Source organism: Kineothrix alysoides, from assembly GCF_000732725.1.
Classification (GTDB): domain Bacteria; phylum Bacillota; class Clostridia; order Lachnospirales; family Lachnospiraceae; genus Kineothrix; species Kineothrix alysoides.
This window is the reverse complement of record NZ_JPNB01000002.1, coordinates 721,433-744,995: the sequence shown is the minus strand read 5'-3', so window position 1 is coordinate 744,995 and position 23,563 is coordinate 721,433. Positions and strand designations below refer to the sequence as shown.

16 protein-coding genes, 4 tRNA genes and 3 rRNA genes are annotated in these 23,563 nt (G+C 40.8%); 22 read left to right on the top strand and 1 reads right to left on the bottom strand.

The window, feature by feature from the left end; all coding sequences use genetic code 11:
* Positions 1-30 precede the first annotated feature (30 nt).
* The 13 genes from CC90_RS0114315 to CC90_RS0114255 all read left to right on the top strand — a co-directional run bounded on the left by CC90_RS0114315 (position 31) and on the right by CC90_RS0114255 (position 11,699).
* Positions 31-660: a chloramphenicol acetyltransferase gene (locus CC90_RS0114315; RefSeq protein ID WP_031391444.1), complete on the top strand. Its 630-nt coding sequence runs from the start codon at positions 31-33 to the stop codon at positions 658-660.
* A 54-nt stretch (positions 661-714) separates the two neighbouring features.
* Positions 715-1,587 carry a hypothetical protein gene (locus tag CC90_RS0114310; RefSeq protein ID WP_031391443.1) on the top strand — a complete coding sequence of 291 codons (873 nt, stop codon included), beginning with the start codon at positions 715-717 and terminating at the stop codon, positions 1,585-1,587.
* A 90-nt stretch (positions 1,588-1,677) separates the two neighbouring features.
* Positions 1,678-2,598, top strand: a complete 921-nt coding sequence (locus CC90_RS0114305; protein ID WP_031391442.1) for an acyl-CoA thioester hydrolase/BAAT C-terminal domain-containing protein — start codon at positions 1,678-1,680, stop codon at positions 2,596-2,598.
* A 288-nt stretch (positions 2,599-2,886) separates the two neighbouring features.
* On the top strand, positions 2,887-3,558 hold the full coding sequence (locus tag CC90_RS0114300; protein WP_031391441.1) for a hypothetical protein: 672 nt from the start codon (positions 2,887-2,889) through the stop codon (positions 3,556-3,558).
* Between the two features lie 256 nt (positions 3,559-3,814).
* Positions 3,815-5,020, top strand: a complete 1,206-nt coding sequence (locus tag CC90_RS0114295; protein WP_031391440.1) for a DUF5711 family protein — start codon at positions 3,815-3,817, stop codon at positions 5,018-5,020.
* A gap of 11 nt (positions 5,021-5,031) precedes the next feature.
* Entirely contained in the window at positions 5,032-5,505 is a 474-nt protein-coding gene (locus CC90_RS0114290) for a CvpA family protein (protein WP_031391439.1), read from the top strand.
* 404 nt (positions 5,506-5,909) lie between these two features.
* Positions 5,910-7,441: ribosomal RNA gene (locus CC90_RS0114285) — 16S ribosomal RNA — on the top strand.
* Positions 7,442-7,682: 241 nt separating this feature from the next.
* Positions 7,683-7,800 (top strand): 5S ribosomal RNA (rrf, locus tag CC90_RS0114280).
* A 4-nt stretch (positions 7,801-7,804) separates the two neighbouring features.
* A tRNA-Ala gene (locus CC90_RS0114275) sits at positions 7,805-7,877 on the top strand.
* A gap of 342 nt (positions 7,878-8,219) precedes the next feature.
* Positions 8,220-11,144, top strand: a 23S ribosomal RNA gene (locus tag CC90_RS0114270).
* The 16S, 23S and 5S rRNA genes sit together here with 4 tRNA genes alongside, the layout of an rRNA operon.
* A gap of 166 nt (positions 11,145-11,310) precedes the next feature.
* Positions 11,311-11,382 (top strand) — tRNA-Asn (locus CC90_RS0114265).
* A gap of 82 nt (positions 11,383-11,464) precedes the next feature.
* Positions 11,465-11,536, top strand: a tRNA-Glu gene (locus CC90_RS0114260).
* A 92-nt stretch (positions 11,537-11,628) separates the two neighbouring features.
* Positions 11,629-11,699 (top strand) — tRNA-Cys (locus CC90_RS0114255).
* A 266-nt stretch (positions 11,700-11,965) separates the two neighbouring features.
* Here CC90_RS0114255 and CC90_RS0114250 read toward each other — a convergent pair.
* Positions 11,966-12,613 carry a TetR/AcrR family transcriptional regulator gene (locus tag CC90_RS0114250; protein ID WP_031391438.1) on the bottom strand — a complete coding sequence of 216 codons (648 nt, stop codon included), beginning with the start codon at positions 12,611-12,613 and terminating at the stop codon, positions 11,966-11,968.
* A gap of 519 nt (positions 12,614-13,132) precedes the next feature.
* On the opposite strand from CC90_RS0114250, the gene CC90_RS0114245 reads away from it, so the two are divergent.
* From CC90_RS0114245 to CC90_RS0114205, 9 genes are all read left to right on the top strand, one after another.
* Positions 13,133-14,053, top strand: coding sequence for a transporter substrate-binding domain-containing protein (locus tag CC90_RS0114245; RefSeq protein ID WP_031391437.1), 921 nt, complete (start codon positions 13,133-13,135; stop codon positions 14,051-14,053).
* 89 nt (positions 14,054-14,142) lie between these two features.
* On the top strand, positions 14,143-14,847 hold the full coding sequence (locus CC90_RS0114240) for an amino acid ABC transporter permease (protein ID WP_035315723.1): 705 nt from the start codon (positions 14,143-14,145) through the stop codon (positions 14,845-14,847).
* Between the two features lie 11 nt (positions 14,848-14,858).
* Complete coding sequence (locus tag CC90_RS0114235) at positions 14,859-15,566, top strand: amino acid ABC transporter permease (RefSeq protein ID WP_031391435.1); 708 nt, start codon at positions 14,859-14,861, stop codon at positions 15,564-15,566.
* Positions 15,567-15,606: 40 nt separating this feature from the next.
* Positions 15,607-16,380, top strand: coding sequence for an amino acid ABC transporter ATP-binding protein (locus tag CC90_RS0114230; RefSeq protein WP_031391434.1), 774 nt, complete (start codon positions 15,607-15,609; stop codon positions 16,378-16,380).
* 165 nt (positions 16,381-16,545) lie between these two features.
* A complete protein-coding gene (locus CC90_RS0114225) occupies positions 16,546-17,748 on the top strand; it encodes a MalY/PatB family protein (RefSeq protein WP_031391433.1) in 1,203 nt (400 codons plus the stop codon).
* Entirely contained in the window at positions 17,729-19,456 is a 1,728-nt protein-coding gene (locus tag CC90_RS0114220) for an ammonium transporter (protein ID WP_031391432.1), read from the top strand. The genes CC90_RS0114225 and CC90_RS0114220 overlap by 20 nt, the downstream gene beginning before the upstream one ends.
* Positions 19,457-19,549: 93 nt before the next feature.
* Complete coding sequence (locus CC90_RS0114215) at positions 19,550-20,554, top strand: 2-hydroxyacid dehydrogenase (RefSeq protein WP_035315722.1); 1,005 nt, start codon at positions 19,550-19,552, stop codon at positions 20,552-20,554.
* Positions 20,555-20,567: 13 nt separating this feature from the next.
* A complete protein-coding gene (locus CC90_RS0114210; protein WP_031391430.1) occupies positions 20,568-21,983 on the top strand; it encodes an MATE family efflux transporter in 1,416 nt (471 codons plus the stop codon).
* On the top strand, positions 21,984-23,063 hold the full coding sequence (locus CC90_RS0114205; RefSeq protein ID WP_051869618.1) for a pyridoxal phosphate-dependent aminotransferase: 1,080 nt from the start codon (positions 21,984-21,986) through the stop codon (positions 23,061-23,063). It abuts the gene before it with no gap.
* Positions 23,064-23,563 lie beyond the last annotated feature (500 nt).

The window sequence follows — 23,563 nt, the reverse complement described above, 5'->3', positions numbered from 1 at the left end:
TTGAAATCATTTATTGAGGAGAGATGATCAATGGCTGATAATTATGAAGTAGTTGATGAAAATAACTGGAAACGAGCATTGCATTGTCAAATATTTAGGAACAGCGTTGAGCCCTCATACTGTGTCACTTTTGAGTTGGATATAAGCAACTTCTTAGAGAAAATTAAAGAACTAGAGTATTCGTTTACAATAGCGTTAATTTTTGCTGTTTCTAAATGCGCAAACGAAATCGAAGAGTTCCGATATCGCTTTGTAGATGGTCAGATAGTACTATATGATAAGATTGATACGGCTTTTACGTATATGAACAAAGACACCGAGCTTTTTAAGGTCGTTAATGTAGAAATGCAGGATACATTAGAAGAATACATGATGTCCGCCATAGAAAAAGCTGAAAATCAAAAGGAATATTTTACTGGACCATTAGGTAATAATGTGTTTCAGTTTTCTCCCCTTCCATGGGTATCATATACTCATATTTCGCATACAAACTCTGGGAAAAAAGATAATGCGACACCTCTGTTTGATTGGGGGAAATTTTTTCAAAGGGATAAGAAATGGATTCTTCCTTTTTCTGTTCAGGTACATCATTCCTTTGTAGATGGGATACATATTGGAAGGCTGGTCGATGGTTTACAGAATTACTTAAACAGGTTTTAATATTGATAAGATAATAATGATTATGTTCAGTAACGAATTTCCAGGAGGTGTAACATGGATTCCGCATTAGTTTTGAGGATTGCTTCTGAAAAAAACGAATATTTGAAGACTGAAGAAATCTTGAGTCTGCTGAGTCAATCGAAATTAGTCGGGAAGCTGACAGCGGATTTTGTAGAGCATCCTCTGTTTGCTGCCTTTCGGATTATGGGTCTGAGCGAAATCCCACATATTGAAAGACTGCCTTATATGCAAAAAATGATTGCCTATATAGATCGGAGTATTGCCACGGCAGAAGGTTTTTCATGCCTAGGTGGAGTGGAAGAAATAGTTCCCTGCTACAATGCCATGCTGTTAGAAGCCTATTGCCGGCTTGGGCTTGCTGCCAGTAAAGAAGCACAGGCAGCTTTAAGCTGGATAGAACAATATCAGCTTTTTGAGCGTAATCAAACTACTTCATGGTCTTATAAAGAGGTTTGCAAGCATGGCGGCTGTCTTGGAAAAACGCCATGCTATATCGGAATCGGCAAAACGGTCCGTGCGCTAGTAACTTATTCGGAATGTATTAAGCACGAAAATCAGAAGGTGGAAAGACTCCTTATGCAGGGAACAGGATATATGCTTGCGCATAACATGTTTCAGCGACTATCGAACGGCAGACCAATCAGTCCTCATATTACGGACATCATGTTTCCCCAGAGCTATGCACTTTCCCTTACAGACTTAATTTATATCGCGGGGAAAAGGCGGCTGGCGGCACATGAAAACACCTCGTATCTGCTATATCTTCTCCGGGAAAAACAAATAGGTGAAAACCAATGGAAGATCGATTATCATTACAGCTATAAAGGCTATATAGGTTTTGAAACCGGACGCAAAGCATCGGAATGGATTTCCTCTTTATTTCCGATATGGCTGTCTGGTTCATGATGAGCAAACTGCGCAGATCATGTAACTGCTCATTATATTTATGAAGCAAAGACTTGCACATAGGAAAATATGAATTTGAAAGGGGATAACATGAAAAGAATATTTTTAGATACAGAGAAAGACGGGTTTTATGGAGCATATTATCCTAACATTGAAAAAAGCAACAAAGCGATCATCCTGATGCTTGGTGATGCTGTTGATGACAGAATGGCTGTTTCAGGTGTGAAATGGTTTCAGAAGCAGGGATGTAATGTATTGGCCATGTCTCCTGCGAAGAAGGACTATGGTCATCATAATTATCCTTTAGAGAGATTCGAGGCAGCCATTCAATATCTTAAAACACAAGAGAACAATAAAATTGGCATTGCCGGAGCCTCCACTACCGGTATGCTGGCTTTGGTTGCCGCGTCATATTATCATGATATTACATTAACGATTGCTATAACGCCGAGCGATTTTATTATGGAAGGCTTTTATCAGGATAGGCTTGATGGTGCCCATGAAAGGCCGGGTATAAATGAATCAAGTGTTTCATATAAAGGAAAGCCTTTGCCGTATCTTCCGTATGCCTATCGTCATCCTACATATTGGCAAATGATTAAAAAGGAATCAAAAGAGAGTGGGAATTTTATTGCAAGCAGAGAAATGTTTCGTGAATCAGAAAGACTGCATCCTGTAAGCGAGGAAGAAAAAATAAAAGTTGAGAATATTAAAGGCAAAATTATCTTTGTAGGCGCTGAAGACGACGTGCTGTGGGACACCTGTAAGTACATTAAAAGAATGGAAAAAAGACTTGAAGCCTATGCCCATGACAGTCAATATCAATCGTTGCTTTATAAGTACGGAACACATTTTGTTTTTCCACAGACTATGCTTGAGTCTATCATACCACTGGTTTCCGGCTTGTTAATTAGATTTGCATTTAAATCCGGGAGGCAAAATCCGAGCGAATGCAAGAAAACAAGAATGGATATTGATGCAAAATTATCAAAAGCGATAGTAAAATGGTAGTTTTTAAATTTCAATTTGATAGGGAGGAATTGCTGTAATTTAAACGCACCATTTTCTCAATTTGCCGTTGAATTTTTATGATAATTCGTCATCTGACAACTGGTATTGATATATTAACCTCGGATGTTATTTCTGTAATACTACTGGCATTTTTAAGCGGAGAGGATAATATAGAAAATTTAGTGCTGTTCTTTGTCGATAAAAGTCTCAAAAACCGTGACATATTCCGATAAAAATATGAGCAAGGCAGTGCTATAATGGGCGCATCCAGTATGAGGAGGTGCGCCCATGAAAGTGCCGGAAATTGTCAAAAGAATTGGGAAAATAGACGGTAAAAGAAAAATTTATATAGAAGATTATGTGCTCTCTTATTTAGAGCGGTTCAAGATTGAGGAGACGGAAGGAAACGAGCGAATCGTTTTATATGGAAAAAGAGAAAGAAATTCCTGTGAGGAAACTTATATCATATATGGTGCAGAAAAAAGGGATATGAGGGGAAATGCTGAAAAAGAAAGCTTTTTTTCAGAATGCGAAGAGGTTGGCTGTCTGAATACGGATATGTGGAAGCATACAGAAGGTATGTGTGAGGGGATACTGATCGGCGATGGCAACGGAGGACAACCTATCGAGGGTTATTATATTTTTTATGAGAAAGAACCTGTCATGGGAAAATATCTGGGTCTTACTTATGAAGAAGAAGTGAAAAGGGTGCCATATGCGAGACAAAGTGGAAAGAAAGAAGAAGAGGAGAAGGCCGCTTCTTCGCAGGCGGAGCTAGTGGCACTAAGTCAGACCGAGGTATTGCCGGAATCGCCGGTATATGATATTATCCGTGCAGTAGTCATATGCATTTTTATTATCATATGCGCGATGGCGATAACTACGGTCAACAATTTTGAGAAGATGGAAGAGTTCAAAGAAGCGGCGGTAGAGATGAATGAAGCGCTGGAGGAACCGTAGTTACTGTTCACTCCGTTCTCAGTAACGCATGATTTCTGCATTTAAATTCGCTTCGCGAAGCAGAAATCATCTCTTGCATCACGTTCTTACGTAGCTTAACAGCAAGTGTTAAGCTACTGTGTGAACAGTAACGAACCGTAACCGTTAAGATATATGGAAACTAAAATAATTGAAGCCGTCCTGCAAGTGTGATAAAATAAAAAGCACATGGTTTAGTGTTTCCAAATAATAGCAGCAAAGGGGCATCGTTATAATAATGGCAAATGTCAGGGAATATTTGCGCTCCAAGGAAAAAAGAAAGAGCGGAAACCGCAATATTAATTATAAAGAGAGAATAAGAAGCCATAAGCTGACGACTTTTTATAGAGTTCTATTGGGAGTCCTGCTGGTAGCTGCCATTGCCGCGATTCTTTTGGTAAGCTGGCAGAACAGATCCTACAGCGAGAGCATAGTGACCAGCTCTGTTCCAATTTCAAAAGTGGAAGGTTCTTATTATTGCTCCTTGGGGACGAGCATCCTTACTTATAGTAAGGACGGTGCTAACTGTATGAACAGCAAAGGAAATGTACAGTGGAACCAGACCTATGAGATGCAGAATCCCATGGTGGATGTGAATGGCTCTGTAGTTGCGATAGGAGATTACAATGGCAGGACAATATATGTAATGAACGAAACGGGGAGCATGGGAGAAATAACTACCAATATGCCCATCCGGAATTTCTGTGTTGCAAGAAACGGTGTGGTTGCCGCGATATTGGACGATGCGGATATTACAAGAATTAACCTGTTCGATACGGCGGGAAATATATTGGTGAAGGCAGAAACGACTATGGACAAGTCGGGATATCCCATAGACATGAGCATTTCCCCTAATGGAGAACTGCTTGCCATTTCTTATTTTTATGTGGACAGCGGCATGATGAAGACTTCTATAGCATTCCACAATTTTGGAGAGGTGGGACAGAACCAATCCTCAGACCGGTTTGTCAGCGGTTATGATTATCAGGGGACGGTGGTGCCTTTTATCAAATTTATAAATTCAAGTACTGTTTTTGCGGTAGCAGATGATAGAATCATGTTTTTTACCGGGAATCAGAAGCCCACAAGCGCGGCGGAGAACCTCCTTGGTGAAGAGGTACAGAGTATTTTTTACAGTGACCAATACGTGGGCTTAGTGTTTCTGGATACGGAAGGCGATGCGAAATATCGATTGGACGTCTACAATGCGGAAGGAAGGCTTGTAACCTCTAAAAAGTTCGATATGGAATACAAGGACATTATTTTTGATAAGGGTGATATTGTTATTTACGGCGAGACGGAATACAGTGTAAGCAATATGCAGGGAGTGGAACGCTTCAAGGCACCTTTTGAAGAAACAGCCTATTTATTTGCGCCTACGGAAAAAACGAACCGCTTTATTATGATGACTCAGGATGCGATGAACATAATCGAAATGAAATAGGAGCGAAATACGTGAATTTATTAGTAATAATTTTTATTGCTTTTGCGCTGTGGCGTGCTTTAAAGGGATTTAAAAACGGATTTGCAAAAGAAGTGAACAGTTTGGTATCGTTATTTATGGCTTTAGTCGTACTTTCCATGGCACTTCTGCTTTTTGCTAGCGTTATGCAGAAAAATACAAAGACCACAATAATTTCTATTGTCCTGTTAGTTGTGGTTAGCATGCTGTATCGTCTAATAGGTGTATTGATGAAATCGCTGGAAACCATTGCAAAGCTTCCGGTCATTAATCTTATCAATAAACTATTGGGAATGGCAGCGGGTGCTTTAGAGGTATTGGCAGTGTTCTGGATATTATATGTCGTTATCGGAAGCTTCCCGACGGGACAGTTCGGTGAAAAGGTTATGGAATGGACTCACCAGAGTACAATCCTCATAAATGTATACAATAAAAATTACATCGCCAATTGGATTGCCACGTTATAGTTAATAGGCTTTAATCCGGGCTTTGTACCCATTATATATAGAAGAAAAACAGTCGGTAAAAAATCCTTAAAGATTTTTCCAAAAATGTGTTGACAATCCCATATCAGTAATGATATACTCATCTTCGTTGCCGACAAAGAATGACAGAGCGGCAGCGAGCAGAACCTTGACAAGTAAACAGTAATACAACCCTGAAAATTCTGAAATACCTGCACAGCTCGAAAGAGCAAGAAGCAGGAAATGAATGAAAATTCAGAGAACGGCATCCGAAAGGATGCAACCTAAAAAAACAGTAAAGAAGTCGTAACGAGTAGAGAACACTCGCATCGGAGTCCGCAAGGAACAAAGATGATGACTACGGGAAAAGATTAGCCAATGTTAATCTTGGATCGGAGAGAACTTTTCAACATGAGAGTTTGATCCTGGCTCAGGATGAACGCTGGCGGCGTGCCTAACACATGCAAGTCGAACGGAGTAATTAAGCGGAAGTCTTCGGATGGAAGCTTAGCTACTTAGTGGCGGACGGGTGAGTAACGCGTGGGCAACCTGCCCTGTACCGGGGGATAACACTTAGAAATAGGTGCTAATACCGCATAAGCGCACGGTCTCGCATGAGACAGTGTGAAAAACTCCGGTGGTACAGGATGGACCCGCGTCTGATTAGCTAGTTGGTGGGGTAGAGGCCTACCAAGGCGACGATCAGTAGCCGGCCTGAGAGGGTGACCGGCCACATTGGGACTGAGACACGGCCCAAACTCCTACGGGAGGCAGCAGTGGGGAATATTGCACAATGGGGGAAACCCTGATGCAGCGACGCCGCGTGAGTGAAGAAGTATTTCGGTATGTAAAGCTCTATCAGCAGGGAAGAAAATGACGGTACCTGACTAAGAAGCCCCGGCTAACTACGTGCCAGCAGCCGCGGTAATACGTAGGGGGCAAGCGTTATCCGGATTTACTGGGTGTAAAGGGAGCGTAGACGGCAGGGCAAGTCTGAAGTGAAAGCCCGGGGCTCAACCCCGGGACTGCTTTGGAAACTGTCCAGCTGGAGTGCAGGAGAGGTAAGTGGAATTCCTAGTGTAGCGGTGAAATGCGTAGATATTAGGAGGAACACCAGTGGCGAAGGCGGCTTACTGGACTGTAACTGACGTTGAGGCTCGAAAGCGTGGGGAGCAAACAGGATTAGATACCCTGGTAGTCCACGCCGTAAACGATGATTACTAGGTGTCGGGGGCTATTAGACCTTCGGTGCCGCAGCAAACGCAATAAGTAATCCACCTGGGGAGTACGTTCGCAAGAATGAAACTCAAAGGAATTGACGGGGACCCGCACAAGCGGTGGAGCATGTGGTTTAATTCGAAGCAACGCGAAGAACCTTACCAAGTCTTGACATCCCAATGACAGCATATGTAATGTATGTTCCCTTCGGGGCATTGGAGACAGGTGGTGCATGGTTGTCGTCAGCTCGTGTCGTGAGATGTTGGGTTAAGTCCCGCAACGAGCGCAACCCTTATCTTTAGTAGCCAGCAGTAAGATGGGAACTCTAGAGAGACTGCCGGGGATAACCCGGAGGAAGGTGGGGATGACGTCAAATCATCATGCCCCTTATGATTTGGGCTACACACGTGCTACAATGGCGTGAACAGAGGGAAGCGAAGGGGTGACCTGGAGCAAATCCCAAAAAACACGTCTCAGTTCGGATTGTAGTCTGCAACTCGACTACATGAAGCTGGAATCGCTAGTAATCGCGAATCAGAATGTCGCGGTGAATACGTTCCCGGGTCTTGTACACACCGCCCGTCACACCATGGGAGTCGGAAATGCCCGAAGTCTGTGACCTAACCCGCAAGGGGAGGAGCAGCCGAAGGCAGGTCTGATAACTGGGGTGAAGTCGTAACAAGGTAGCCGTATCGGAAGGTGCGGCTGGATCACCTCCTTTCTAAGGAAGAAGAAGTAAGGGTTGTATTACTGTTTAGCTGTTAAGGAAGTGGAATGAGTAACGAGTAGAGAACACTCGTAACGAGTAGAGAACACTCGTAACGAGTAGAGAACACTCGTAATGAGTAGAGAACACTCGTAATGAGTAAAAAATACTCATAGGACACTCAGGACACTTAAGAAAGATGATATCCTGGAGGGCGAGAGCTTAAGGGAAGAAGTCAAGGAAGCTAAGAAAAGATTCTGGTGGCGATGCGCTTAGGGGAGACACCCGTTCTCATCCCGAACACGAAGGTTAAGACTTAAGCGGCCGATGGTACTATGCTGGAGACGGCATGGGAGAGCAGGTGGCTGCCAGATTTACGGGGGCATAGCTCAGTTGGGAGAGCACCTGCCTTGCAAGCAGGGGGTCGAGAGTTCGAATCTCTCTGTCTCCATCGTCGAAGGACTGTAACAAGTAAGAACGACTCTTTCGGAGTAAGGAATACTTGCAATCGTTACAGGAAAGCGACGGAAAAAGGGAAGGAAGCAAGCATTGTTCCTTGCCGGAAAAGAACCGTACCTTGAAAACCGAATACCGAAAAACAATCAAGTATCAAAGACATCCGAGGTCCATCCGAAAGGATGACCAACAAGTGTATTACACTTGTATTTATAAATGTTAGAGACAACAAGCCTGACGAAAGTCAGGCGCTGAACGAGTAAAGAACACTCGTAAGAGTGGGACTGCTCGCAGAAGCAGACCAGCCTGCGTTCCTCACGCTAGAGGGACGAGAAGAGGTTAAGCAAGAAAGAGCACAGGGTGGATGCCTTGGCACTGAGAGCCGAAGAAAGACGTGATAAGCTGCGAAAAGCTGCGGGGAGGAGCAAATATCCTACGATCCGCAGATATCTGAATGGGGAGACCCACATAAGAAGACCTTATGTATCCCTGCATGAATCCATAGTGCAGGGAAGGGAACCCGGTGAACTGAAACATCTAAGTAGCCGGAGGAGAAGAAAACAACAGTGATTTCCGAAGTAGCGGCGAGCGAACCGGAAGGAGCCCAAACCGGAGTGCGTGCACTCCGGGGTTCGGACCGCATCAACTGATTCAGGAAGGGTAACGGAATGGTCCTGGAAAGACCAGCCAGAGAGGGTGAGAGCCCCGTACGTGAAACCAGACCTGACAGAGCGGTATCCAGAGTACCACGAGACACGAGAAACCTTGTGGGAATATGCGGGGACCACCCCGTAAGGCTAAATACTACTCAGTGACCGATAGCGCATAGTACTGTGAAGGAAAGGTGAAAAGGACCCCGGGAGGGGAGTGAAAGAGAACCTGAAACCCTGTGTTTACAAGCTGTGGGACCACGTTAAGGTGGGACCGCGTACTTTTTGTAGAACGGTCCGGCGAGTTGTGCATACTGGCAAGGTTAAGCACTTAAGGTGTGGAGCCGAAGGGAAACCGAGCCTTAATAGGGCGCAAGTTAACTAAGTTAACTTTTAGTCAGTATGTGCAGACCCGAAACCGGGTGATCTATCCATGTCCAGGTTGAAGTTGCCGTAAAAGGCAATGGAGGACCGAACGCACATCCGTTGAAAAGGGTGGCGATGAGGTGTGGATAGGGGAGAAATTCCAATCGAACCCGGAGATAGCTGGTTCTCCTCGAAATAGCTTTAGGGCTAGCCTCATAAAGAGTCTTGCGGAGGTAGAGCACTGAATACCCTAGGGGGCGTCAAAGCTTACCGAAGGTTATCAAACTCCGAATGCCGTGAAGATGTTATATGGGAGTCAGACTGCACGAGATAAGTTGGGCAGTCAAAAGGGAAAGAGCCCAGACCTACAGCTAAGGTCCCAAAGTGCGTGTTAAGTGGAAAAGGATGTGGGATTTCAAAGACAACTAGGATGTTGGCTCAGAAGCAGCCACACATTCAAAGAGTGCGTAATAGCTCACTAGTCGAGAGGTCCTGCGCCGAAAATGTCCGGGGCTGAAACACGACACCGAAGCTTAGGAATCATACATTCGTATGATTGGTAGAGGAGCATTGCTGATGCAGGGAAGCGGTACCGTAAGGAGCCGTGGAGCGTCAGGAAGAGAGAATGCCGGAATGAGTAGCGAGAAAGAGGTGAGAATCCTCTTGGCCGAATATCCAAGGATTCCAGAGTAAAGCTGATCTGCTCTGGGTAAGTCGGGGCCTAAGGCGAGGCAGAAATGCGTAGCCGATGGACAACAGGTGGAGATTCCTGTACTGCATAATGACAGAACTGTAGGGACGCATGTGGAGCGCATGAGCCGGGAAAGGAAAAACCGGTGCAAGCGAGGTAGGAGAGAAAGAGGCAAATCCCTTTCTCAATCCAAAGGCGTGAAGCGGAGCGAAATAAAGTAGCGAAGCATGCAAGCCATGTGCCAAGAAAAGCTGCTATTGTTCATTATGTACCCGTACCGTAAACCGACACAGGTGGATGAGGAGAGAATCCTAAGGCCGGCGGGAGAAGCATTGTCAAGGAACTCGGCAAAATGACCCCGTAACTTCGGGAGAAGGGGTGCCCCAGAAATGGGGCCGCAGAGAATAGGCTCAAGCAACTGTTTAGCAAAAACACAGGTCTATGCAAAACCGAAAGGTGAAGTATATGGGCTGACGCCTGCCCGGTGCTGGAAGGTTAAGAGGAGAGGTTAACACGAACTTGTTCGTGTGAAGCCTTGAATTTAAGCCCCAGTAAACGGCGGCCGTAACTATAACGGTCCTAAGGTAGCGAAATTCCTTGTCGGGTAAGTTCCGACCCGCACGAAAGGCGTAATGATTTGAGCGCTGTCTCGACAATGCACCCGGTGAAATTGAAGTACCAGTGAAGATGCTGGTTACCTGCGCCAGGACGGAAAGACCCCATGGAGCTTTACTCCAGCTTGATACTGGGATTCGATGCTGTATGTACAGGATAGGTGGGAGGCAATGAAGTGGAGACGCCAGTTTCCATGGAGCCAATGTTGGGATACCACCCTTGCAGTATTGGATTTCTAACCGAGGGCCATGAATCTGGCCCCGGGACAATGTCTGGCGGGGAGTTTGACTGGGGCGGTCGCCTCCGAAAGGGTATCGGAGGCGCTCAAAGGTTCCCTCAGAATGGTCGGAAACCATTCGCAGAGTGCAAAGGCATAAGGGAGCTTGACTGCGACACCGACGGGTGGAGCAGGTAGGAAACTAGGACTTAGTGATCCGGTGGTATAAAGTGGGATTGCCATCGCTCAACGGATAAAAGCTACCCTGGGGATAACAGGCTTATCACTCCCAAGAGTTCACATCGACGGAGTGGTTTGGCACCTCGATGTCGGCTCATCGCATCCTGGGGCTGTAGTAGGTCCCAAGGGTTGGGCTGTTCGCCCATTAAAGCGGTACGCGAGCTGGGTTCAGAACGTCGTGAGACAGTTCGGTCCCTATCCGGCGCAGGCGTAGGATATCTGAGAGGAGCTGTCCTTAGTACGAGAGGACCGGGATGGACGGACCGCTGGTGTATCTGTTAGGTACCAGACCTATGGCAGAGTAGCCAAGTCCGGCAGGGATAAACGCTGAAGGCATCTAAGCGTGAAGCCCCCCTCAAGATGAGATATCCCCACGAGCAATCGTGTTAAGACCCCTTGGAGAGTACGAGGTAGATAGGCTTAAGGTGGAAGCGCAGCAATGCGTGTAGCTGATAAGTACTAATCGGTCGAGGGCTTATCCTTGTAAGGCTGGTGATGAGTGGGAAATACTCCTAGTGAGTAGAGAGCACTCATAAGAGACAAGAAAGAAACGGATGAAAGAGATATGAGAAAGTAAGGGTGGATTCCTGAAAGGGAAGAAGCTCATTGGTATTCGGTTTTGAGGGTATGGCCCCTTAAAGAAACAGATTCCTCGATAGCTCAATGGTAGAGCACGCGGCTGTTAACCGCGGGGTTGTAGGTTCGAGCCCTACTCGGGGAGTAACAGGTAGAAGACACCTGTAACAAGTAAAGAACACTTGTAGAAATACCTGACCGTGGCAAAGTCCATAGGAAAGAGATAAGGCTCCGTGGTCAAGCGGTCAAGACACCGCCCTTTCACGGCGGTAACACGGGTTCGATTCCCGTCGGAGTCATTTTTAGTCGATAAGTTACAGCAAATCAATGCGATTTTTTGTTGATGTTAATTGACTGTGGTTTATCGATTTGTTATAATTAGACATTGTATGGCGTCTTAGCCAAGTGGTAAGGCATGGGACTGCAACTCCCTGATCATCGGTTCAAATCCGTTAGACGCCTCTCCTATAATCCCCGAAAATGTTCATTTTACGGGGATTTTTTTTGTTCAAAAATGTTATTATACATTTATACATATATATCCGTTCTTTTCCATCTCCGCCTGTATGTAGGTATAATATTTTAACAATACTATCCTGCGCCGAGCAGCGCGAGTGTGCATAAACATACTTTGGCCGCTTGCGGACAAGGTATGTCTTGATAACAACCTTAAATACATTATGGCAAATCCGGACATGCGTGGAGAATAATTCCGACACCAACTATTTTTATAATAATTTAGCCAAAATTGGAGTGAAATTACCTGCAATATTGATATAATACTTTTTTAACATATTTAAGTAGTTGATAGATAAATCGGTATCTATTCCAAAATAGTGTAATTGTTGTTGTAAATAATAATCAATATAAGTATCTATCTTCACTTTCTTATCTAAAGAAAGGGAAGATTCAACCAAAGCAGGCTTAACTGCCGAAACACTTACACCGGCAAGATAAGGATAGTCATCGCTTCCCTCATAGATAGCATGTTTTGTAAACACACCGATAATATAGTTAAGAGTTCTAAAATGTACAGTTGGTTCAAATATAATTTCATGGAAAAAACGACCATAATTGGAATTTTCCAAACAAAGGTATAATTCAACTGCACTAGAAAATAAAAACAAATCTATCTCAGATAAATCAGGTTCGTTTTGTAAAATTAATTTGTCAAATGTATTCCTTATATCATAATAAACGGTAGCACCGATTTCAATTTTTCCCTTAAAATAATAATTTAATAAACCTAGATTTGTATTCGAATGATTTGAAATCATGCGGGCTGTTGTAGCATGATATCCATATTCATAAAACAATTCCCGACTGCATTTAATGATATGTTCTTTTGTGTCCTGCCCCTTACTTTGATTTTTCATTAACCCCTCCATTTATGCAGTTTGTAAAGCACAAATTGGTAGAATAGTCCTCTTAACAGATATGTGGAAAGTATATCATAGAATAAGTGATATGAAAAGGACAGCGAGAGAGCAAAAGGCATATTATGTAACTGTAAAAATTATACTTGTATAAATTTATTGGAATTATCAGAAAATTGAAGTAAATATTTTGTATATAAAACAAGTTTAAAATTCGCTTTTAATAGAATTAATTACTAAAAATAGAAAAAACCATTGACATAAAAATTATACAATGTATAATACTCGCATAGATAACTTTAAATTTGATTTATCTATGTTAGATAAATAAAACCTTATGAACGAAGGCGTTTACTACCTGATTCAGGCAGCAAACGCTTTTTTGTATTGGCAGTGCAAAGAAATAAGGAGCTATATATCTAGAGATGTAACTGATGAAAGCGGGGTAGGAATTTGTAAAAGTTAGCTTTTTGCATCTACCGGATTGTGAGTGCGGCAAACGCACAGATGGAGGTCATTATGAAAAAAGAAAAGGTATTAAAAAAAGCATGTTGTTTACTAATGGTAGCCACGATGATTATTGGCATGACGGGTTGTTCAGGTAGTAAAACTGCTTCGTCTGATGAGGCAACTCCAACAAAGGAGGCAGCTTCAACAAATGAAAATGCATCAGCAACTGATACTGCTTCTGACAGCACAGCAGTTACAAAGGTAAAAGTAGGAACTGGTAATGGAGCGGCTCCGTTTTGCTATCTGGATGAAAATGGAGATTCCGTTGGTTATGACTTGGATGTGTTGGCAGAATTGGATAAGAGACTTGAACAGTATGAATTTGATATTGAGGCCATGGATTTTTCTACTTTAATTGTTTCGATTGATTCCGGAGCGATTGATATGATTTCACATCAGTTAGTTAAGAGCGATGCAAGAAAAGAAAAATATCTATTTCCGGAACAGTATTATTGCTTATCTCCTATGAGTTTATGTGTTAAAAATGACAGTGGTATTACATCTATGGCAGATATGGCAGGCAAAACACTGGATCAGAATCCAAGTGCTTATGAATATCAGATGTTGTTAGCGTATAATACAGCACATCCGGGAAAAGAAGTTGTAATTAATGCAGTAAGCGACCAGACGACCGCAGATGGATATAAGAAAGTATCCAATGGGCAGGTAGATGCATCATTAACTTATCAGGCAACTTATGACAGTGTCGTGAAGGAACTTGGAATTGATAACTTAGTTTTAACAGATGTTGTTATGTGTGAAGACACTTATATGATGTTTGGAAAGAATCAGCCGGAATTGTGTGCGGCAGTAGATTCTGCTTTAAAAGAGATGCTGGAAGATGGCACGCTTTCAGAAATTTCCAATAAGTGGTTTAAAGAAGATGTATTTTCAAAATATGCGGATATAGTGACAATTGTTGCCGAATAAGGAGTAAGATAAGAGCTTTATGTTTCGCCCAAATATAACGCACCAGTTCATGAAGAACTGGTGCATTCATAAAAAAGGAGTGAGTTGAATTGGAAAACACATACGATTTAAGTACGGTTCCAAGCTATATACCTAAAATACTGAAGGCTCTTCCTGTGACGGCAGAAATCTTAATTTTTTCTCTTTTGTTCGGATTGCTGTTAGGTGCATTGGTTACGATGGGAGCACTTGGTAAAAACAAAATGGTGAGAATCATATCCAATGGATATATATCTTTTATGCGGGGAATACCGACTTTAGTTCTGATTTTCTTGCTGTATCTGGGTTTACCGCAGCTCATGGTTGGAATCGGAATTGATTTATCAGCAATCACTAAAACAAAATATATTATTGCATGTTTATCTTTGGGATCTTCAGCAAATATGGCAGAAATGATGCGAGCCTCTTACTTAGCGGTTGATAAGGGACAAAGAGAAGCGGCATACAGTGTTGGAATGAAAGGATTTACTGCATTTCGAAGAATTATTTTACCCCAGGCAGTTGGAATTGCAATTCCGACATTAGGAAATAACATAATTATGTTATTTAAAGAAACGTCGCTGGCATTTACTGTAGGAGTTATTGATCTTCTGGGTAAGGCAAGGGCAATAAGCTCTGCAAGCTACGGAACAAATCGCTTGGAAGTATACATTGCAACAGGAATCGTGTTTTGGATTATTTGTATTTTAATGGAATACATAAGTAAAGCGGTTGAAAAAGTTTATACAAAAGGAAGAAAACAAGCAACTAGTTAGGAGGTGGTAATGTGATAAATCTTGGATTTATATTGGAATCAACACCGGCAATTATAAAAGCAATTCCGATTACGCTCCTAATGGCTTTTTCATCAGCAATCATTGGATGGATACTTGGACTGGGTATTGCATTAATCCGAAAGGCGAATATAGCTATTGTTGCACAGGTATGTGCCGTATTTGTATCCTTCATGAGAGGGGTGCCAATGGTTATCCTGTTATATATTGCTTACTATGCATTACCCATTTTGATATATAACTATGGATTGAGCATAGGAGTTGAAATTGATGTAAATGCTGTACCTCCGGTAATATATGCAATTTCCGCACTATTACTTGATCAGGCAGCATATTCATCGGAAATTTTTCGATCCGCACTATCAGCTGTAGATGAAGGACAAATGGAAGCAGCTTATAGTGTGGGAATGACAAAAACGCAAGCATTGGTACGAATTATTTTTCCGCAGGCTTTTGCGATTGCCATTCCCAATTTAGGCGGATTATTCTTAGGTTTAGTAAAAGGAACTTCACTTGCTTATTATGTAGGTGTATATGAAATAACAGCAACAGCAAACTTATTAGCAATGCCAGCCCTTAATTTTATTGAATCTTATATTATGACAACGATAGTGTACGAGGTAATTAGTTTTATCATTAACAAATTATTCCGCTATAGTGAAAATAGGTTGAAACGATTTCGAGCAGGTATGACAGTATAAAGCAAAATGTGATATAAGGAGGATTAATAGTATGGAAAGCATGGTCGAACTGAAAAACATTCACAAATCTTTTGGCGAAAATCACATTTTAAAAGGGGTTGATATGAAGATTAAAAAGGGAGAGGTAGTCGTAATTCTTGGTCCAAGCGGCTCGGGAAAAACCACACTTCTAAGAACAATTAACTTCTTGGATTCAGCAGATGACGGAAGCGTATCTGTTCATGATTTTAAAGTAAAATGTAAAAAACATACCAAATCCCAGGTAATTGAACTTAGAAGAAAAACGGCAATGGTTTTCCAAAATTATAATTTATTTCAAAATAAAACTATTTTACAAAATGTTATGGAAGGCCTGGTTACTGTTAAAAAATATAAAAAAGCGGACGCGGAGGTAAACAGTAGAAAAATTCTGGAAAAGGTAGGGCTTTCTGAAAGATGCGACTTTTATCCATCCCAGTTATCAGGCGGTCAGCAGCAAAGAGCAGGAATTGCAAGGGCTCTGATTCTGGATCCGGATGTAATATTATTTGATGAACCAACGTCCGCACTTGATCCGGAATTAGTTGGTGAAGTATTAAAAACAATCAAAGTAGTGGCAAAGACAGGTATTACAATGATTGTTGTTACCCATGAAATATCTTTTGCAAGAGAAGTTGCATCAAGAGTCATATTCATGGAAGGAGGAGTTGTAGTAGAAGAAGGACCTCCGTCAGAAATACTGGTCAATCCAAAAGAAGCCAGAACACAGCAGTTTCTGCAACGTATTACTAATCCTGATAACAAAGAGGAGGAAACGTTACTGTTCACACAGTAGCTTAACGCTTGCTGTTAAGCTGCGTAAGAACGTGATGCAAGAGATGATTTCTGCTTCGCGGAGCGAATTTAAATGCAGAAATCATGCGTTACTGAGAACGGAGTGAACAGTAACGAAGAAACTGCCTGAAAGCAGGATACGTGATTAATCTGGAAGGAGAAAACGATGATATATGATTTTGAAACAGTAATTAATCGAAAAAATGCAGGATCAATAAAATGGAATCTTATGCAGCAAATGAATCCCGATGTTTCTGCCGATATTGTTCCTTTCTCTGTAGCTGATATGGAATTAAGAAATCCTCCTGAAATAATAGAAGGTTTAAAAAAATTTTTAGATGAAACAGTTTTGGGTTATACAGAAACATACGATGCCTACTATCAAAGTGTATTGAATTGGATGGAAAAAAAGCATGGATTCCGCCCGAGAAAAGAGTGGTGCGTTGAAACAGCAGGCGTGGTACCGGCACTTGATTTGATGGTTCCGTTGTATACTGATCCAGGAGATGGCGTTATGATTATGACTCCTGTTTATTATCCTTTTAAAATGGTAATTGAAAAAAATGGAAGGCGGGTTGTATCAACAGAACTAATACCGAACGATGATAAATACGAGATTGATTTTGAAGATTTTGAAAACAAGATAAAACAACCGGACGTAAAATTATTGATTTTATGCAGTCCCCACAATCCTGTCGGAAGAGTCTGGACCGAAGAAGAATTAATGAAAATAGCGGATATTTGTCTGGAGAATGACGTTTTTATTCTGGATGATGAAATTCATTTTGATTTAATCATGCCTGAATATCAACATATATCCATGGGGAGATTTGAAAAAAAATATATAGATAATTGTGCTATTTGCACTGCACCGAGCAAAACTTTTAATCTGGCAGGTATGCAGGTGTCAAATATTTTTATTTCAGACTTCACGAAAAGAGAAATGCTCAGACAGAAATTGGGATTTTCATTACTTAATATTATGGGGATGAAAGCATGTGAAATAGCGTATACAAAGTGCGAAGAGTGGTTAGCTCAATTACTTATATTAATTCGGGATAATAAGGACTATGTGGAAAATTTCATGAAAATAAATATTCCTGAAGTAAAAGTTTACGAATTGCAGGGTACTTATTTACAGTGGATGGATTTTCGCTTTCTCGGTATGGAAACGAAAGAATTAGAAAAATTCATGAAACTCGAAGCGGAAATATTTTTTGATGAAGGATATTTATTTGGAGAAGGCGGAAGAGGATTTGAGAGAATCAATCTTGCCTGCCCGAAGAATGTTTTAGAAGAGGCAATGGAGAGGCTGCTGTCAGCAGTAAATAATGTAAAGAAAAGAGGGAATGCGTATGTCGGCAATTAATACAATATGGGTTTTGCTTGGTACGGCTTTGGTTTTCTTTATGCAAGCTGGTTTTACAATGGTAGAAACCGGATTTACACGGGCTAAAAATTCCGGAAATATTATTATGAAGAATATATTGAATCTGTGTATTGGATCAGTTGTTTTTTGGTTTCTGGGATTTGGGGTCATGTTTGGTTCTGGAAATAGCATATTTGGAAAAATTGATTTTTTCATTTTAGGTGACTATACCCCATTTTTATCCGACGGAATATCAAAATGGACATTTGTAATATTTCAAACAGTATTTTGTATTACCGCATCAACTATTGTTTCAGGAGCGATGGCAGAGAGAACGAAATTTTCTGCATATTGTATTTATAGTGTGGTTATTTCTTTGGTAATCTATCCTGTGGCCGGACACTGGGTCAGGGGAGGCGGATGGCTTTCGGGCTTAGGTTTTCACGATTTCGCAGGCTCAAGTATCATACATATGCTTGGTGGCGTGACCGCTATAGTAGGAGCAGTAATGCTTGGCGCCAGAATCGGCAAATACACAGAGGATGGAAAATCGAAAGCAATTCCGGGACATAGTATTACGTTAGGTGCATTGGGTGTATTCATTTTGTGGTTTAGCTGGTTTGGATTTAATGGATGTTCTGCTCTGGGAATTGGAAATGACATGACTACACCGGGTTTAATTTTTATGAATACCAATTTGTCGGCATCAATGTCTGTAATCGTTACAATGCTTTTTACCTTTTATCGATATAAAAAACCAGATGTATCAATGACGTTAAACGGTGCACTTGCAGGTCTTGTAGCAATTACAGCAGGATGTGACGTGGTATCACAGGCCGGAGCGGCTGTCATAGGTGCTTGTGCAGGAATTGTAGTCGTTTTGGTTATTGAGATGGTGGATAATAAGTTCAAAATTGACGATCCTGTAGGTGCGATAGGGGTACATGGTGCATGCGGTGCCCTCGGAACAATTATGGTAGGTTTATTTGCAAGAGAGAATGGATTATTTTACGGCGGTGGTTTTCACTTATTAGGAGTTCAATTCTTAGGAGTGACCAGTATCGCGATATGGGTAGCATTGATGGCATTTTTGACATTTAAGGCAATTGATAAAACCATAGGTCTCAGAGTAAGCAGAAGAGAAGAAATTGAAGGTCTTGATACAAGTGAGCATGGTTTATCCAACGCTTATGCGGACTTCTTACCGACTGTTCCGGTTGACAGCCTTGTAGAAGAAATTGATCAGGTACTGGGTGTCCTGCCGGTTGTAAATGATATCCCTGTGGATGTAGCGATACCGATTAAGAAACATGCAGAAATAAATTATGGCGGTGCAGGTTCGGTATTAACCAAGGTGGATATTATTACGAAGCAATCCAAATTTGAAGAGCTAAAAACAGCGATGAATCAGATCGGGGTTACAGGCATGACAGTTACACAAGTCCTTGGATGTGGTATACAAAAAGGTGCAACGGAGTATTACAGAGGCGTACCGGTAGATGTGCAGCTTTTGCCAAAAGTTCGTGTTGAAATTGTAGTTGCAAAAGTACCGGTAGAGCGCGTTGTGGCCACAGCAAGGAAGGTTCTTTATACAGGGCATATCGGAGATGGTAAGATTTTCATCTATGATGTCAGGGATGCCATGAAAGTACGTACCGGAGAAACGGGATATGATGCAATGCAGGGAATTGAAGAAAAAATTGATTAATGATATAAACTACGGTGTATAAGCAACAGTAAATTATAGAATTTACAGTTAAGATTAAATATATGGGTCAAACAGCATTCGAGGAGGTACATTATGAAAATCGTAATATGTCAGGGAGAGCCTATAGGAGGTTCTCCGTCGAGAGAGGCATTGTTGAATTATTGGAATGAACAATTAAAACCTTTAAAAAAAGAAAATGAAATTATATTTCGCGGTGGATTTAATTACGAGAAAATGGATGAAATAGTAAAAGACGCAGATGCTTTGGTCGGAACCTATATTAAAGATGATTATTATAATGAAGAATTTTTTAAAAAATATCCAAAACTCAAATATATAGCTACCTATGCACATGGATACGGAAGATTTGATAAGGCAGCCGCAAGAAAGTATGGGGTTATCATTACAAATACCATATACGGAGATGTAACAATTGCCCAGTTTGCAATGGCATTGCTTCTTGATATCTGCCACAATGTCAGACTTCAGGATCAGCATTACAAAGAAGCCATGGATAATCATATTACTGTAGCCAGGGGTTCCAACGTAAGAGTAAAGACAAAGCAGATTGAATTATATGAAAAAACGATTGGAATTATTGGACTTGGCAGTATTGGAATATGGACAGCAAGAATGGCTGCCGGATTTGGTATGAAGGTCATTTCCCATAACAGAAGTAAAAAGACTGGTGCAGAATATGACTTTGTAGAACAGGTTTCTATGGAAGAACTTCTTGAAAGAAGTGATGTGATTTCCCTGCATTGTCCATTGACGGATGAAACAAAGCAGATGATTAATAAAGAATCCATTTCGAAAATGAAAGATGGAGTCATACTCGTCAATACTGCAAGAGGAGATTTAATTAATGAGGCAGATCTGGTTGAAGCATTAAATTCAGGCAAGATTTATGCAGCAGGACTTGATGTGGTAGCAAATGAACCAATCAGTGAAAGATGTGCGTTAATGTATTGTAAAAATGCAGTTATTACACCACATATTGCGTGGGCGCCGGAAGAAGCAACGTATCGAACCGTTAGAGTTGCAACTTTGAATTTACAAAATTGGCTGCAAGGTACTCCTACCAGTGTAATAAGTTGAGGCGATGAATCCTATGGAGGTTAATGAGAGTACAAAAAGAATGGGAACTGCCCCTATATTTCCTATGCTTTTATCAATGGCAATCCCAGGACTTCTTGGAACCATGACAACGTATTTGTATCGCACAGTAGACCAAATTTTCGTTGGAAATTATGTCGGTAGAAATGCGTTAGGAGGTATTTCAGTATTAGCGCCATTTAATAATGTCATCATTGCGCTCTCCCTGTTTATAACAGTGGGAGGCGCATCCATTCTTTCCTTGACAATGGGAAGAAATGATTATGAAAAAGCAAATAAATTATTTACTAATATTGTAATACAGTCAATTGGTATGTCACTTATTGTTTCTTCCCTCTTTTTCGTGTTTGCAAAGCCGTTTGTAAGTCTATGCGGAGCAAAAGAAGGAACAGAAGTCTATGATTACGCGGTTACATATTTAAAAATAGTAACATTTGGGCAGGTATTTAATATGCTCAATCAAGGGCTGGCAGCAATAATAAGAACTGAAGGAAATGCTAAATATTCCATGTTTGTCAATATGATTGGAGCGGTCTGTAATGTTGCTTTCAATGCACTGTTTTTAATTGTATTTAAGATGGGGATTGAAGGTTCAGCAGTTGCTACGGTTATAAGCCAGTTCATAGGAGCAGCATTTAGTATCTTATATTTCTTTGGAGGCAAAAGCAATTTACGTTGGGAAGGTTTCAAAGTAGTAGATTTTAAACAAATGCTATATATTGCTAAAATGGGAATTGCCCCATCTATTTTTCAGATGCTTTCTTTCGTCACCAATATTATGCTTAACAAAGCATTGCAGCATTACGGAGATTTAGATCCGGTATTTTCTTTGATTGGCGGTGGAGAATTATGTATTTCAGCAGTAGCAATTGTTAATACAGTAGATAATTTTATTGTATCTGCAACAGCAGGTGTAAATCAGGCAGTGTCACCAATCATCAGCTATAACTATGGAGCACAAAAATATGGCAGGGTGAAAAAAGCATCACTGACAGCACAGGCAATGGCATTTTCCATCGCATTTTTAATTTGGGTTTTCATGATGATTGTTCCTGAATTTGTTGTGAATCTTTTTAGTAACGGTGATGAAGCGCTTATTAAATACGGGGCCATGGCCATGAGAATATGTAAGATTTTTGCTTTGTTTGGTGGGTTCCAGATGTTGGTCAGTATGTACTTTTCGGCAATAGGAAAGCCGCAAATCGCAACATTGGTGTCTTTTTCCAGAAATGGAGTTTTTCTTATTCCGGCACTATACATTCTTCCAAGATTCTTTGGCTTAAAAGGAGTGTTATATGCCAATGCATTTTCAGATGGCTGTTCTTTGATAGTTGTTACTATAATGTATATTTATGAAATGAGCAGGCTGGGACGTATCGTAAATTATAATGAGAAAAGAGAGGTAATATGAATGAATCTAGAAAAATTATTAAGTGAAGCAGTGCTAAAAAAAGAAGAAAGCAAAAGGGCCAGCAGACTGGCACCGGGTACGGATATTTCGAGACTTATCCGCATGGGATTTAATGAACATCCTTTTGGAATGTCTCCTAAAGTTATGGAATCGATGGAAATTGCAAATACAAAGGCTAATTTCTATGGTGATTTCATGGCGATAGGTCTTAAACAAGAAATCGCTAAATTTTATGATCTTGAAATTGAAAATGTATTAACAGGATCAGGATCAAGCTCCTTGATAGAAGTAACAGGCACAGCATTTTTAAATCCTGGAGATGAAGTCTTGATGTGCCCTACATTTGCAGCATTTTTGGATATGGCAGGCATTCGTCAGGCAATACCGGTAATTGTTGAGTTGAAGGAAGATAAAACCTATGACTTAGACGGTTTGTATAAAGCAATTACAGACAAAACAAAAATGATTATTATTTGTAACCCAAATAATCCAACAGGAACTTACGTTGGAAGGCAAAAGTTAATCGAATTTATTAAAAAGGTTCCTGATAATATTGTTATTCTAATGGATGAAGCATACCTTGAGTTTGCCACCGCAAAAGATTGCTGCAGTATGTATCCGCTTATCAATGAAATGCCGGAGAAACCGATTGTTGTGTTAAAGACATTCTCCAAGTACTATGGAATGGCAGGTGTCAGAGTTGGTTATGCACTGGCTAATAAGGAAATTATACAGGCAATGGCAAAATGTCCGAACACAATAGTAAGTAAAGCGGGGCAGGCAGGCGCAATCAGTGCATTAAAAGACCGGGAATATTATAAAAGAGCAAAAGAAAAAGTAGTAGAGGGAATGATTTATTTGGAGCAGGAATTAGAGGCAATGGGATGTACCGTATATCATTCTCAAACGAATTTTATTATGTTTGATCCTCATATAGATCCATTGATGGTAAAAACAGAAATAATGAACCGCGGCATCATAATTAATACTCCTATGCTTTGCAGAGTGTCAGTCGGCACGATGGAAGAGAATAGAATTTTTATTCGAGCTATGAAAGAAGTAATGAAGCTGGTTGCATAGAAAGAGTTATGAAATAAAAGCAGGAGTTAAAATTTTTTGCTTTATGGAGATTTCGTAACAATTTCTAAAACTATGGCTGTTAGAGAGTATGCTTATATTTAGAGCCCAAATAGCATTTTTATAGCATAAAAAACCCCGGTCCATTTTATTCTCATGGTACCAATATTAATTTATTAATAAAAAATAACAAGACTTTTGTTGTAATCATTACTTGCAGCAAAAGTCTTGTTATTTAGTTACGAAGCAGATTATAGAATATTTGAACATGTAAAACATAATCGTATTGATGCCATCGTAAACACCGATTCGGTGTCAACTACTTCCGTTTGATATGAGTACTTTATTAGAAAGAGATAGGAATATCAAATAATTTATTATTTGGTACAGATAACTCGAAGACATATTAAATAAGAATTAAATAGAAATTTTAATTTTTTCTTGTACAAATTTTAATTATATTATATAATATCATAGGCATATTAGGCAAAATAACAGGAATA